Genomic DNA, 13,806 nt, shown 5'->3' with positions numbered 1-13,806 from the left:
ATTGCCGCATGCTGTCGCTTTACGAGGAATTTCCCGACGACCCTGTTACGCAAAGGAGCGCTAAGGAAGAGGAAGTCGAATTCCACTTCATCGTCTCCTCGGTGCCGGAAAAGAGGGTCGTGGATGATGACTGCGCCAAAGACAAGCTCAAACTCCAACTTATGCTTATGCCTGGTGTGGCTCTCCGGCTACTTCCCGACGGGGAAGTAACCACCGGGAGTATCCATGTGCGTTACCCGCACCTGTTTCATACCCGGCAGGGAAAGACGCTCTGGGATCCGCGGGAAATCGCCGATCTGGAGCCGTTCAAGGTGTATCGCGCGCGGGGTAGCTACTTCTTTTCCGATATCAGGAAGGAACCCTACGTCACCATTTGGGAAATGCTTGACCCGCTGCCCGACCCAGAGATGGAAGAACTCTCAGCCAAGACTGCCGAACCGGTAATCCTGGAGGCCAATATCGGACAACTGGTCCTTGACCGGACGTTCTCGACTTTCGAGGGTAAAGCGGACGACCTCGGCGTCAAGGTCAGTATGTGGTACGAGGGGCCAGAACTGCTCCTCGCGGGCCAGGGGAACATGGCGAAGAAGTTCAAGTCGGCGCTGAACTTCATCAACAACGTCCTCTCCCAGGAGTACCTCGATAACGCGCGCATGCTGGGGGCCGAAAAAGCGCTTCCGGCCGCGAACCGGTGGCGCCACGATGTGGCCGAGGCGGAAGGGAGGCCGACACCCGCCCCGAAACTCGGGGTGGAGGACGTCTACGCCAAGCTGACTCCGACTGTGGTGAGCATTCCCCACAGGGGAAACGTTGGTGTCGAGTTCGACGACGGGTACATGTTCGGTGGGCACCCCGTGACGGTCAAGACGAAGAGGGACGGAACTCCCACCTCGATCGAGATGGACGTCTAACCCGACAGTCCTTCTCCCACCTTGCCCTGCCGGGCAGGATGAGGGGTGCTTGCCGGAGCGGAATGCGCTCACCGTGAGGTGTTTTCTCTGGTGAACACCCACTTGCTCTACAGGATGAAGTTGAGGGTGGTGACTGTTGCCTGCGTCACCCACGAGAGGAAAACCGTGTTTTCGAAATCCGCCAGCGGGATACGGGCGAGCTTGTTGACCAGCACCGCCATGATCAAACACGCGGTGTAGACGATGAAGGCCTCAGCTTCTCGGTGGTGGACCGGTTGCCGGAGAAAGTGACAACGCTATTGCCGTAGTAGGCGAACAGGCTGCCGAGGATGTAACTGATTGCCCGGCTGATCAGGGCGTTTGCCCCGGAGGTTTCGAGGAAGTGTGCGGTGCCGAAGTCGATGGCGGCACCGATGACTCCCACGATGAAGAACAACACCACTGCCCGGGCGTTTTTCGTGCACCTGCCCGTCGGCCGTGGTCTATCATGGGCGTCGTCGACTGTCTGGCTTGGGATGAGGTGCGTCTGCGGGGGTCGGGTAGGCCAGCTGGGGCTTTTTATAAGGTGAACTAGATGAGGCCATGAATATCGGCGAAGGGGTCGACAGTGCTGTCTGTTTGTGGCTGATATTCTGCTAGCGTGGTCGCTTCTTCAAAAGCCTCTGCACCGAAGAGGTGCTGGATCAGCGAGGCAGTCATGTCCAAACCCGCCGCAACGCCCGAGGATGTCCATATTTTTCCATCCTCCACCCAACGGGCTTGAGATTGCCATTCAACATCATCATCCAAGGAAGAAACCCAACCGAATGCCCTCTTGTTGCTCGTTGCTCGGCGCCCTTTAAGGAGCCCCGCGGCTGCCAGTAGGGCTGAACCAGTACAAACCGATGCCACCATCTCGGCGCGCTGTCCCGTTTCCTTTAACCAGGACAGGAAGGTGGTGTCTTGAACTAGGGTTCGCGTCCCCGCACCCCCGGGGATCAGGAGAATATCCGGATTCTCGAGGTTTGTGTAAGGCAGATCTGTCAAGACACGTACGCCCTGGGCGCTCTGGACGGGCTCTTTTTCCTTTCCTAAAAAACTTATACGTATGTCCGGAACCTGACTCAAAAGCTCCACCGGCCCAAAGACGTCTAACACCTCGAATCCTTCAAAAAGGATGACGGAAACATGTCGCTCCCCAATCAGCTTTCCCATAGTCATAGATTACGTGATAGAGGGTGTGTCAGTGTGATACACCCTATTAATAAAGCGGAAGACTCCGTCCTAAATAAGACTTACTGTGTCTTCTTAGTCCAAGCCCTAGATTCTTATTCCGGAATTACTGACGACGCTCTAGCCCGAGTTTTCCTAAGCAAAGACTTCCGTATCGGAAACAGCCGAGCGGCAGACAATCTAACAATGAAGCCAAACTACGCCACACTTGCAGCCTAGACTGTAAAGAATATCCCCTCGTCTAAGTTGGATCTTCCAAAAGGCAGGATCGAGAAGATAAACATCTTGCGTCAAGGAGTTGTAGAAAATGAAGTTCAATTTTGAGGTACCTGAACCGCTGCAGCTGTCTGTACCTGTTTCATATTACGAAAATCTTCTGTCTGATTACCGATACCTAGACATCTCATTTCTCAAAATGGACACTACGGGTCAGGTTCTTGGCAAATGTGAGATCGGGGGGATCAACTACGCCATTAAAAGCTACGAGACTGCCGGATTGATTACCTCAATAGAAATCTTAGACGCACGGGAGTCAGATAGCTTCCTTGATATCCCACTGTCATTGTCAAGCCGAAAGTTTGTAAGAGCCCTAAAAGATGTGGGGATCGAATTTGAACACGACCGTGACGGCATAACCATTCCCCACGACAATGGGACAATCGCATTGTCGTACCAATTCGGCAAAGTTGTAGCTATTTACTGGGGGTAGCTAGCCAATTTCAATCACACGAGTGTGCAGTCTGACTTACGCGACAGCCTAACCAAATGCCTTGACGTATTAAACAACCGACGAAGAAGGAAGTGCATCGAGAAAATGAATATTGAAGGTACCTGCCCTTTGCCCGTAAAACCTGGAATGACGGTGAACCAGGCCACTAAAGCATGCTATGACTCGGAGTTAGCTGCGGATACGTATGAGGAACAGTTTGAAGGCTGGGTCGATATCGAAACACTAGAGCCTGGTGATCCTGGCCGCAAGATTGTGTGCTGCGTGGAAGACGGTAAATGCGTCACCGTTGAAATGAAGTACCTGGAGACGCCAATCACGGACACTTTCTATGGCGTTGACCTTAATCGTCGCCCCGCCGAGACCCCACAGGCGAGAACCGAACGAGTCGCACAAGAGCTACAACGCCAAGGTATCCGCACTGAGATAAATGATTTCCTCATCCTCCTGCCTGACCAATTAGTCGCTATCGAAACCAACGAGTGCGTTGCGTGGTTTGATCCTGACTATTGGAGTCTTGAGGACTTCCTTGAAACGTCGTACCTTGCCTAGTGAAAAGTAATCCTTAGATGCTAGCGAATGAAGCGGCAGCAGCATGCTTTAACGGAAAATAGTTAAAATGCGCACCAACTGTGATGACGGTTCCAGCAGATTATGCTACTGAAACTCGTGGCATGAACACTTTCTATCCTACTGATGGAAGGATAGAAGCTCCTGATTGGTTCAGCTCGACAATTCCTAACTTTGAGGACATCGCTGGGGAATAGCGTATGCGTAACTAAAACTTCTGAAGTGAAGAATGGAAAATCTATGTGGATAGATATCGAACAAATCGATATTGACCGATTAGCAATAAAGTTGTCGGCAGCACTAGACAAATGGATAGCTGACGAAAACAGCTATAAAAGCAAGACAGACATAGCTCCATTATTCATAGTGCAATGTCCTTCTCATTTCGAGATCGCCCTTACCCTCCGTGTTAAAGCCCCAAAACGGACGGCAATTGTAGGGTATGAGGCTGGCTACCAGCGCTATGTATGGTCACCTTATTTATACGAAGAAATCGCCGAGTCAATTGTTTTCGATACATTAGCTGGCGACTATCCAATCCTTAAAGCAGATTTTTCCGAGCCGGACAAAATTGTATGGGCTGGAGGAAAGGAAGCTGCAGATGCAAAGGCGCAGTCCATCGGAGATTTCTTAAGCTACTATGAGGACTTAAATGAGCGTGCCAAGGAAAGAATCTGGATCAGTAAGGATTTTCCTTTAAAGAAGCTCTTGTAAAGTAGGAGCAAAATGAGCTCATATAAAGACATCACCACCTTCTCTACTCCCATGCTCGTCAAGTCTCTGGATACGTTGGAGATTTCTGCGAGAGAGGACAACGGCGAGTGGGGAGCCCAATTTCCGCACGGTGTTGTCATCTTCGTTCCCGACGGTGAGTATTTCACTATCCGCATTGAGTCCGCTGGAACAATCCCGTCGGACAAGAAGCTGGTGGCGCTGGTTTAGTACAGATATTCCCACTTTGGATTTATGGAAATGGCAGTAACCCCAGAGCATCATTTTGATTTAAAGGCTGCCGCGTTTTCCTTGGCAGAGATCCTTAATAAGGATGCTTTGAGTGAAAATAGGTTTAGGGATGAACCCGCCACATCATTGCCAAGGTTCCATGGCGCCGCTGCTTGGATTAATACCTTCTTATACATTATTTTGAAAGTAGAAACACCTAACGGTACAGCCTTTGTGGGGTTTGAAGCCATCTTCCACCCTGAGGGAACTTTTCGAGAATACTCGGTTGAGTATGAAAATGTCCACGACTTATGGGCGTACGAAATTGCTGGTGAATCATTTCTTAGAGAACTCGATTTTGAGGATCCGGATCGTATCACTTGGTTGAAAACAGATAGGAAAAGTTTCGTTCCTTCTACATGGAACGACTTGCTCGATTTTAATGATGCTTCGAATCAAATATGGATGCAGGAATAAAGGATTTTCCTCTTGATTATTGTCACGAAGGTACTTGACCACTTAATGCGAGATGATTCGTATCCGCCATCAGGTCATCGTAAATAGCTGCTACCCGACACGGCCAGAACCGTCGTCTTCATTATCTGACTGACGGAAAACGGGCCTGATCCTTGTTTGGTGGATGCCTAATATGCACCCCGGTTGGTCGGGAAGAATTATAAGCTACAGCTTGCTTGACGTGGAACAAGATTGCATTGGAAACGTCGAAACCTCATTTATCGGGGTAACTGAAGGAACAATTGTTACCTCAACGGGAACTTATTATGCGAGGGCTTATAGTAATCCGACTCGCGTTGAATGTAAGATTCCTGGCAACCTTTAAAAGATAGGACTCGGTTAATGCATATATCTAATATTTATCTCGCCTACGTCAAACGCTTCCTTCTAGACTCGCATGGTAGTGCAATCCAGGGTAGTGCAATCCAGGTTCTTGCAGGTGCCAGTTTTGATGAGCACGAGATTCTCGAGTGGATTGATGAAGGCAAAAAAGTAGACCATGACATTTGGTACGAGGAAATTCCGATAGCGAACCCTCCCCATTCTCTCAGTTCGCCGAGTGAGGTATTAGTTTATTTTGATGGGTGTGATTTTGACGAAGGATGGGAACATGATTTCCAGTGGACAGATCCAGTAGGTCGTAGAGCCCTTGTCCCCGAAAAGGTTATTGGAGTTGTACGCCCCCGCCCTGAGACAGAAGGAGTGCTACGGGAAGACGGATATGTAGGTAATGATTACTATCTGTGGAGAGTTCCTTGCCCTTGGAAAAGCCGCTACCTTTTAGCTCCGTTCCAGGAAAAGAGTAATGAGTACATTGACTACGGACGTCCGTTTACGGTTTGAGCGTAATTAAATCGTAAAATCATGATGCAAGAAAAGTGACCCTAACTAGAGCAGTTAGGGTCACTTTTGTTTGTGCTAATGATTTTCATCAAAAATAAATCCGATAAGACCTAAGAAAAGGTTAGCCGTGACCCGTTAGCGGAATGTAAAGCTCTGCGTCTACTCTTCTGTCTGCTTTCATCCTTCTCAATTCCATAAAATGCTGAGGAACGTTGTTGCTGACTTCCCCAAGCCAGTCAATTTTATCTCCTGATCCATAGTCCAAGTCCCCGGCAAATGGGTCTCCAGCAAGTTTATCCGCCCAACCTTTTACAGCAGTATCTTCCTCCGAAGAGACGCCCCCAGTACTCGGTATTGGGGGCAATTCCATGCCAAGATACGCAAGCCCTCGCGTAGACATTACTGAAAATACGCAGTAGACGAATCGAGGCGTTCTCCAAGCCGCTCTAAGCTCGACAGCCCCGGGGGAAATCAGGTTTTCTTCAGCAAAATATCTCTTCAAAAGAGAATTCATATACCCCCCGAAAGCTGATGAGCTCCACTCAGCGTTCACGTTCCACACTCCACACTTCAATGCGCAAAAATTTTGTCCTGCACCAATTCACTGTATTTTACAGCCGAAAAATACCCTCAAGGGTTTATTTCTAGAATCGTGCTCTGATTCTTATTCTCTCCAAGACGGACGACACATGTAACCGTTGATTACAGCCAACTTCAGCGGCTATCTCTTTACGTGTAGGGGTTCTTCCTGTTTCAAGAATGCTCTGACCTACGATCGCTTGAATTTGCGCTCTAGTGGTCTGCCCCTTCACCTTCTTTCGGCGTTGAATCCCCTCCAGCCGTTCTAATGCAGACCGAGCGTAGTCACTGTTGCGGTCGTTCCATCGTTCTGCGGCTTTCTGGCCGCCTTTGCGCCCCATGGTGGCCAGCGCTTTGCGCTCGCGGGCTGTGGCGCTTCCAGCGCCTCCTATGGACGTTCCTGAACTACTAGAGCGTTTGTTGCCGAGGACATAACCACGCACGCGACGAGCCATCGTCAGGCGATCACGGGTTGGTGGCATCTCTGGCTCGCGGTTATCTGCTCCAACAGCCTGGGCGATGTTGTAGGCGTGTACTGACCGGAGACGTTGATCGATGCGGGCCCCACTCGAAGGTGCTCCCAAGTATCTCTTTCTCTCGTATGATCAGAGCCCCCGACAGGCCTTGAGAGATCCATTCAACAAGCTGTCCTAACACCTACGGGACAGTCAGATAAAATCGACCCATGTCGAGCAAAACGCGCCTTCTTGAGTTGCTGACCTTGTTGCACTCGGGACGATTGTGGTCCGCGGCTGAACTGGCTGAACGCTTGGAGATTAGCCCACGCACACTACGCCGTGACGTGACCACTCTGCAGGAGCTCGGCTATCCGATTAGCGCGAGCCGAGGAACCGGTGGGGGCTACGCCTTAACGGGTAAGTCCGCGTTGCCTCCGTTAATGCTTTCTGAGGACGAGGCGGTGGTCGTTGTGCTCGGACTGACCTACGCAACCGCCAAGGCAGCCGACTCCGACATCGATGCGACGGTGAGCGCGCTGGTGAAGCTCATGGAGGTCCTTCCGCCAAAGGTACGTCGTCAGGTTGAGGCCCTACGGAGCATTACTATCTCCTCGCCGCCCGGCAAACGACGTCCCATCAGTGAGGTGCGAGTCATCACTACCGTCGCCACTGCTTCCCGCCGTAGCGAAAGAATATTGATTGCTTACAGCACAGCAGGTGGAGCGAAGTCTACCCGCGAAGTCGAACCGCACGACCTCGTCTCGCGGGAGGGTCTGCTATACCTTGTCGCCTTTGACCTACTGAGGCAGGACTGGCGACTATTCCGCGTGGATCGCATCGCCGAGGCACAACCGACTGGGGATTCCTTCGCCCAACGGCAACTCCCGAGCGGCGATGCTTCGACGTTCTTGTCCGAGGGCCTGACCGCCGCGCGGTCGCTCCACCTGGTGCGCGCCACCGTCCAAGCGAATGCTGCGCGAGCGGAAGAGGTTCTTGGTGAGTATGCCAGTATCGAGCCGACCGGCCCGGGGTCCTGCAACGTCACGATCGCCGCAGATCAGCTTGATTGGGTCGCCTTCGGCCTCACCAGCATCGGTGCACCATTCAAGGTTCACGAGCCCAAAGAGGCCAGGCATCATTTGCAGGCCTGGGGCAAGCGACTAATTGAGGCGACTATGCCCTAATCTGACTGATCGTTGGACTTGTGGCCAACCTGTGTCCACAAGGGCTGATTAAGTTGTAGGCATGAACACAACGACACAGATTTCACCGTTCACTCTCCACATTGACGAAAGCGAACTCACCGACTTGCGGCAGCGACTTGAGTCCGTGCGCTGGCCCGACCGAGGCCCCACCGATGACTGGGCTGACGGACTTCCTCTTGACTACGCCAAGGAGCTCACCGCCTACTGGAAGGACGGTTTCGACTGGCGCGCCCAGGAGGCCCGCATCAATGCCGTGCCGCAATTCACGACTCCAATCGACGGACACGACATTCACTTCTTCCACCAACTCTCGCAACAACCTGAAGCCAAGCCCTTACTCCTCGTGCATGGCTGGCCTGGCACACCAGTAGACTTCCTCGACATGCTGCCTCAGCTCACGGATCCCGGAGAAGATCAACAGGCCTTTCACGTCGTGATCCCCACCATTCCAGGGTTCGGGATCTCCGGCCCCGCGAACGGTTGGACCGTAAGCCGCGTCGCTGACGCCTTCGCCACCCTGATGCACCGGCTCGGATACGACCGGTTCCTCGCGCACGGCTACGACACGGGATCCGGAATCGTTCGCAATTTGGGAATCCAACATCCTGAAGCGGTCGCAGGCATTCACACCACAGGGATGCTGGGTGGCGAGGGCCTTACCCGCGACACCGCTGACATGTCTAATCCGGCCGAAGCGGAGGCTGTCGCGCGCGGCATCCGATATCAGCACGACCTGAGCGCCTACGCCATACTTCAGTCCACCCGCCCACAATCACTGGCCTACGCACTGACCGACTCGCCCATCGGACAGATGTCCTGGATGGTCGAGCGCTTCCACGACTGGACCAGCACCGAGGAGAACCCTGACGCACTTCTCGGACGCGACCAGATGCTCACCGCAGTGTCGATCTACTGGTTCTTCCGCACGGCGGGATCGGCCGCTCGCTACTACAAGTACGGACGCCCCGACTGGACCGCTCCTCTTTCCAAGTCCGACGTCCCTACAGCCATCTTGGTCATGCCCAACGACATCAGTCGACCAGTGCGCCGCATCGCGGAGAATACTGACGAGATCGTGCACTGGACCGAAGCCGCTAAGGGTGGGCACTTCGCTGCCTGGGAGCAGCCAGACCTCGTCGCAACTGACATTCGCTGCGCCATCGGGCACCTGTCCTGACCCACATTCCTGTCGTGCCTGCTATGCCGCGGCCCTCCATGTAGCGGCGCGGCAGGACCCGACCAACACAACACGGCAAAGAAGGCACGGACACATTTGGCGGCAATGCTTTCATGTGAGGCGGCGACCGTCAGGACGATCAGTACGGTGACGATGTAGACGACCCGCCAGCCGTAACAGATAGGGTGCTGTTGCAAAGTTGGGTGGAGAACCGCGAACACTCCTTTCTTCGTCGCCTGGCCAGCATTATGGCCCAGCCTGCTTAGATATTCTGGAAGACCCGGTTGACGATCACCGCGTCCGGGTTCGGTTGCCTGTTGGCAAACATCGCGCCTTGCCCTTTCCGCAAGGAGTGCATCGCCTCCATCTCTTTCAACGTCCGATATACAGATGTCCGGTTCTTAAACGCGCCTTTCGGCCCGAGGATCCGCTTCAGCCGACCATGGTCGCCTTCCAGGATGTTGTTGAGGTATTTCACCTACCGGTGTTCCACTGTTGGCGGGCAGATTCCCTCTGACTTCAACTCGGCGATTGCCCTGGCTAGGCAGGGTGCTTTATCGGCGTTGATCACTCTGAGATACCCGGCTGACGCATTGGATCTGAGGGTCTTGGCCAGGAAACACTTCGCTGCGGCCACGTTTCGCTTCGAAGAGAGGTAAAAGTCCAGGGTCTGACCACCGGCGGTAATCGCCCGATAGAGGCAGCACCACCTGCCGCCGACCCGGATATAGGTCTCATCCACCCGCCAGGAACTGGCCTGCCAGTCAGGTACCTGCCGGTACCGCCGTGTTTGCTGGTCCAGCTCAGGGGCGTATTTCTGGACCCAGCGGTAGATCGTGGTGTGATCGACCGGCACGCCCCGCTGAAGTCATCATTTCCTCCAGAGCGCGGTAGCTCACCCCGTAGCGGCAGTACCACCGCACTGCCCACAGAATGATGTCACGGGGAAATGACAACCGGAGAAGATACCCATGGCTGTGATTATTTCACCTCGCTCTTCCTACTGCCCCAACTTTGCAACAGCACCACCAAAACCACTCTGACCAGCGAACACGCGACTGGCTGCTAACGATTCCCGCAGATGGAGACAAAGGTGTTAGCAGAGACGAAGTAGAAAGCAAGCAAGCTAGCTAGCTACTCGGCATATTTTGGTCAGCTAGAAAAGGGAAAAGCGGCTATTTACACTGGCAGATATACCTATCCCACGACCAGCCGATACGATTTAGCACGCTAAAAAATAAGCTCCCGACAGCACATCTGGAGCCTAGGGGCGGAACTGCTCGTGAAGCAGTAGCCTACGTGACCAAGGAAAAACGCGAGTCCAAGGCGAATTGCCGCTGGTCAAAGGCGAAATCGACTTCAAGGAGAGTCAAGGTCAACGCTCTGACTTGGAGGAGCTTCGCGAAGAAATCATGTCCTCTAACTGCAAGCTATCTAGCTTGCTAGCTAGCAACGAAAACGCTTGGAAATTCGAGCGCCAATGCCAGACGCTAATTGAAGCACGCAATGCCGAACCCTGGGGCCGTAAAATGCGCGATGTACAGGTAAAATGCTTTTTCGGCGCTACTGGAACTGGAAAAACTCGCAGTGCCCTAGAAAGCGCGGATTGGGCCGATATTTACCGCGCCACCTACTACAATAGCGGCGCTTTTGATGGATCTGATGCGCATGACGTGCTCATCTTGGACGAATTTCGTGGTCAGCTCCCAGTGTCACAGCTGCTCACCATGAGCGACCCCTACCCCTGCAAGCTAGCCGCACGGTATGCGGATAGACAGGCCGCATATACCTCGCTTTACCTGCTATCCAATGACGGCCCATGGGATTGGTACCCCTCGGCAACAGAAGAAACAAAGCGCGCCTTATGCAGGCGATTTACCGAAGTACGCGAGTTTACTTCCGTAGGAAAATCCCGCGTCCTGGAGAAAGAGGAGGTGCTAGAAAGAATGCTAGATAGCAAGCTAGCTAGCGCGGTAGTAATAAAAAGTAGCAACCTAGCTCGCCTATGTGTACACATGAAATCATGTCTACACGTAAACGTCCGCCCTCACCCGCTGCCCAAGCTGCCCGCGCCCGCCTGGAGTCTTTCGCCCCGGAGGCTGCTCACCGCCTAGGCGAGCACTACACCATCGAGGACGTCCAAGTCGCTACCCTCCACGCCCTGGAGCTGCCGCTGCCACGCCCCCCGCGCTTGTATCGATGAACGTACGCGTGCCTGCTGACCTCAAGGCTCGAGCGACTGATGCGGCCCGCTCGCGCGGCGTCACCCTGCAGGCCCTTGTGGCTGAAGCACTAGAAGCTTTTATCGAACAAGGGCGCTAATCGTGATTCAAGTTGCGCTGTTTGCACTGTTCCAACTGGTTGAATATTACGACGAAAGGAGCGGTGGCGACTTGCTCATAGGGGCTTTCCTGGCCCTACTGGTGGTCGGAATAGGGCTGTTCATTGGGGCCGCTAAAGTGAAATTCCCTTCAATAATTTTTATTGTTCAGGGGCTTGTAATCACAGTCGCTTTTCTTACTGGTGCGGAACCAGAGTCCGGCATAGAGGGGGTTGGTTGGATCATGATGCTTACTGTTCTTCAAACCCTTAACTTAGGAAGAGCGTGGAAGGCTTCGACAAAAATAAAAAGAACTTGGAAAACGGCATGACTAAGGAGCGGGCAATGGCCGACATTGTTCATGAAGCCCAAGACACGCACCTGTGCGCCTTGTTTATTGGGGCGCACGGGGATACTGGAGACTACGAGTACGCACTAAACGCCGCCAACAGTGCTGCCAAGCACCTGCAAGCAATACAAGCGGAGTTGCCTGCCACTTCCCCACTGGCCCGCGACGCCGGCACACTCGCTAAGTTTGTGCACGCAGCACAACGGAACCTGTCTCAGCAGAGGCCCGCAGATAACCCAGACGAACTCCTAGACTTAGCCACTAGCCTCAAAGAAAAGCTGGAAAGCGCGCAATAAAGGAAACTCCCCTAGTGCTTCTCGTCGTTGGAAGCACTAGGGGAGAAGCCACCTGTGGGGGGATTGTGGCTTTTTTATTTTCCTTCCGTCCGACTATGCGCCGGGGGAGGTGCGCTGCGGACACCCAAAACCATACCGCCTTACAGCGCGCCCGCAACCGGAGCAATAGGTAGAGCAACAGAAAGCTCTCTGTGTCGAGGGTAAGAGATAAAGTATGCAGTTCATAGCCTATAGGGCTAGCCATACGGAGGGTGTCAGGCCCTACCGACCATCGGGAATGCGCACCGACTTCGTAGCAACGACGTCGTGGCCTACGGTCAAAAACATTCCGCGAATACAAATCTGGAAGACAACCCCGTAGACCCCGAGTTGCACCCATCACACTCCAGGAATTAATAGCACACCTCGACCATTTCGACACCAAACTTGCAGCTATCGCAAGCATCATGCACACCATCCAAACCCTCGCCGCCAGTGGAACCATCGAACTAGAAGGCGCCTGGGTTGTCCCGAACTCCACCGGGAATAACCCAACGCAATTCAACCGGCCCGAGTCATGTACCATTTCCTTTCCACTCTTAATTCAGTCTCTTAAAAAATACCGAAATAGACGAAACGCAACGCAGGACGCCTCATCTTGCGCTTCCTCTGAGTCTGTTGCGGCGGCAAGTGAACTACAAATTAATAATGGAACGATTGTCCCAATAGTTAGCTTGCAGGATTCTGACAATTCAGCTCCATCCAATTCGGTAAAATTGACCATGCCATGACAGATCGCTGGAATCACAACACGGCCTACCATTCTGAACTGCTCGCCGCTGCCCCGGGGCCGGATTCGAAAGTCCTTGACGTTGGTTCGGGAGACGGACTACTAGTCAGCAAATTCGCGGAGGTAGTCCATGACGTAAGAGGCATAGACTCAGACCCCCATGCAGTCAAACAGGCGAGGGCCCTTCTGGCCACCGTCCCAAACGCAACTGTAATTCTCGGCGATGTTTTCGACGCCCCAGAACTACTAGGACAGCAGTTCGATCTCATCACGGCAGTGGCAACACTCCACCACCTCCCACTCGAACCGGCACTCAAACGGCTCGCAGAACTCCTATCACCCGGAGGAGAACTATTCGTGATAGGGATTGCCTCCAACAAAACTGCGGCCGACTGGTTCATCTCTGGGGCACTCGTCATCCCAGTGCGTTTGATGAGTAAAGTCCATCGTGAAGAATATTATCCCGGTATGAAGACTTCAAAACCACAAAAGTCGCTGAAAGAAATTTGCGACATAGCCAAAATTGTTCTCCCCGGATGCCGCATTCAACGACGTTTTTACTACCGATACACACTCAGGTGGACTAAACCATCCGGCGGATCAACTAACTCCTAATCCAGCAACCCAACCACCTGGCACCGACACATTCGACAAGTCAGTAGCCCCTAAGTCAGGCCGGCAACCTTCCACCCCTGCACGAAACGGGGCGAGTGAAAAGCATTTTTGAAACCTCATCGACTTTGCTCTCCAAGAGAGCCCAGCACCTCTACTCACACCCCAAAACCGGAAAACCAAAACAGCAGATAGGAGAGGCGGAATCAAGCGGTGGATGCGCCACGCTTGAATAGTTCGTTAAGTATTTCACGTGGGGTTGCGCCGCCGAGGATTTGTCGGGGTGTTTCGTTGAGCTCATTTTGCACCCACGCGACATG

At 53.2% G+C, this 13,806-nt stretch carries 17 protein-coding genes and 1 pseudogene; 14 read left to right on the top strand and 4 right to left on the bottom strand.

The window, feature by feature from the left end:
• The first annotated feature begins 8 nt into the window (after window positions 1-8).
• Entirely contained in the window at window positions 9-911 is a 903-nt protein-coding gene (locus RAE07_RS11315) for a DUF2262 domain-containing protein (protein WP_317001834.1), read from the top strand.
• Window positions 912-1,134: 223 nt separating this feature from the next.
• Here RAE07_RS11315 and RAE07_RS11310 read toward each other — a convergent pair whose 3' ends face one another.
• Together RAE07_RS11310 and RAE07_RS11305 are read right to left on the bottom strand one after the other, a co-directional pair.
• Window positions 1,135-1,353 carry a GtrA family protein gene (locus RAE07_RS11310; protein ID WP_317001833.1) on the bottom strand — a complete coding sequence of 73 codons (219 nt, stop codon included), beginning with the start codon at window positions 1,351-1,353 and terminating at the stop codon, window positions 1,135-1,137.
• Window positions 1,354-1,481: 128 nt separating this feature from the next.
• Window positions 1,482-2,105, bottom strand: a complete 624-nt coding sequence (locus tag RAE07_RS11305) for a DJ-1/PfpI family protein (protein ID WP_317001832.1) — start codon at window positions 2,103-2,105, stop codon at window positions 1,482-1,484.
• A gap of 325 nt (window positions 2,106-2,430) precedes the next feature.
• Here RAE07_RS11305 and RAE07_RS11300 point away from each other — a divergent pair, with 325 nt between their 5' ends.
• The 6 genes from RAE07_RS11300 to RAE07_RS11275 all read left to right on the top strand — a co-directional run bounded on the left by RAE07_RS11300 (window position 2,431) and on the right by RAE07_RS11275 (window position 5,721).
• Entirely contained in the window at window positions 2,431-2,832 is a 402-nt protein-coding gene (locus tag RAE07_RS11300) for a hypothetical protein (protein ID WP_299137744.1), read from the top strand.
• A 105-nt stretch (window positions 2,833-2,937) separates the two neighbouring features.
• On the top strand, window positions 2,938-3,402 hold the full coding sequence (locus RAE07_RS11295) for a hypothetical protein (RefSeq protein WP_299137745.1): 465 nt from the start codon (window positions 2,938-2,940) through the stop codon (window positions 3,400-3,402).
• 240 nt (window positions 3,403-3,642) lie between these two features.
• Window positions 3,643-4,134 (top strand): hypothetical protein, encoded by a 492-nt coding sequence (locus tag RAE07_RS11290; protein WP_299137747.1) that lies wholly within the window; start codon window positions 3,643-3,645, stop codon window positions 4,132-4,134.
• Window positions 4,135-4,146: 12 nt separating this feature from the next.
• Window positions 4,147-4,362: a hypothetical protein gene (locus RAE07_RS11285; RefSeq protein ID WP_299137749.1), complete on the top strand. Its 216-nt coding sequence runs from the start codon at window positions 4,147-4,149 to the stop codon at window positions 4,360-4,362.
• A 24-nt stretch (window positions 4,363-4,386) separates the two neighbouring features.
• Window positions 4,387-4,839, top strand: a complete 453-nt coding sequence (locus tag RAE07_RS11280; RefSeq protein WP_299137750.1) for a hypothetical protein — start codon at window positions 4,387-4,389, stop codon at window positions 4,837-4,839.
• A gap of 381 nt (window positions 4,840-5,220) precedes the next feature.
• Window positions 5,221-5,721 (top strand): hypothetical protein, encoded by a 501-nt coding sequence (locus RAE07_RS11275; RefSeq protein ID WP_299137751.1) that lies wholly within the window; start codon window positions 5,221-5,223, stop codon window positions 5,719-5,721.
• Between the two features lie 121 nt (window positions 5,722-5,842).
• On the opposite strand, the gene RAE07_RS11270 is transcribed toward RAE07_RS11275, so the two are convergent.
• Window positions 5,843-6,274 (bottom strand): hypothetical protein, encoded by a 432-nt coding sequence (locus RAE07_RS11270; protein ID WP_299137752.1) that lies wholly within the window; start codon window positions 6,272-6,274, stop codon window positions 5,843-5,845.
• A 711-nt stretch (window positions 6,275-6,985) separates the two neighbouring features.
• On the opposite strand from RAE07_RS11270, the gene RAE07_RS11265 reads away from it, so the two are divergent.
• Complete coding sequence (locus tag RAE07_RS11265; protein ID WP_299137753.1) at window positions 6,986-7,942, top strand: helix-turn-helix transcriptional regulator; 957 nt, start codon at window positions 6,986-6,988, stop codon at window positions 7,940-7,942.
• A gap of 61 nt (window positions 7,943-8,003) precedes the next feature.
• Window positions 8,004-9,140 (top strand): epoxide hydrolase family protein, encoded by a 1,137-nt coding sequence (locus RAE07_RS11260; RefSeq protein ID WP_299137754.1) that lies wholly within the window; start codon window positions 8,004-8,006, stop codon window positions 9,138-9,140.
• 262 nt (window positions 9,141-9,402) lie between these two features.
• Here RAE07_RS11260 and RAE07_RS11255 read toward each other — a convergent pair.
• A pseudogene (locus tag RAE07_RS11255) lies at window positions 9,403-10,113 on the bottom strand (IS6 family transposase).
• Between the two features lie 1,050 nt (window positions 10,114-11,163).
• Between RAE07_RS11255 and RAE07_RS11250 the strand changes: the two are divergent.
• From RAE07_RS11250 to RAE07_RS11230, 5 genes are all read left to right on the top strand, one after another.
• Window positions 11,164-11,343 carry a hypothetical protein gene (locus RAE07_RS11250; protein ID WP_299140779.1) on the top strand — a complete coding sequence of 60 codons (180 nt, stop codon included), beginning with the start codon at window positions 11,164-11,166 and terminating at the stop codon, window positions 11,341-11,343.
• The gene (locus tag RAE07_RS11245) at window positions 11,340-11,462 is read left to right on the top strand and encodes a hypothetical protein (RefSeq protein ID WP_299140776.1); all 123 of its coding nucleotides are present in this window, start codon (window positions 11,340-11,342) and stop codon (window positions 11,460-11,462) included. Before RAE07_RS11250 ends, RAE07_RS11245 begins: the two co-directional genes overlap by 4 nt.
• A 2-nt stretch (window positions 11,463-11,464) precedes the next feature.
• Window positions 11,465-11,791, top strand: coding sequence for a hypothetical protein (locus RAE07_RS11240; protein ID WP_299140774.1), 327 nt, complete (start codon window positions 11,465-11,467; stop codon window positions 11,789-11,791).
• Between the two features lie 14 nt (window positions 11,792-11,805).
• Window positions 11,806-12,105, top strand: a complete 300-nt coding sequence (locus RAE07_RS11235; protein WP_317001831.1) for a hypothetical protein — start codon at window positions 11,806-11,808, stop codon at window positions 12,103-12,105.
• A 766-nt stretch (window positions 12,106-12,871) separates the two neighbouring features.
• Window positions 12,872-13,489 (top strand): class I SAM-dependent methyltransferase, encoded by a 618-nt coding sequence (locus RAE07_RS11230; RefSeq protein WP_317001830.1) that lies wholly within the window; start codon window positions 12,872-12,874, stop codon window positions 13,487-13,489.
• The last annotated feature ends 317 nt before the right edge of the window (window positions 13,490-13,806 follow it).

It is taken from the genome of Corynebacterium nasorum, assembly GCF_032821635.1.
In the GTDB taxonomy this organism is placed as follows: Bacteria; Actinomycetota; Actinomycetes; order Mycobacteriales; family Mycobacteriaceae; genus Corynebacterium; species Corynebacterium kefirresidentii.
The sequence above is the reverse complement of the archived record's forward strand: the minus strand, read 5'-3'. Positions and strand labels throughout refer to the sequence as shown.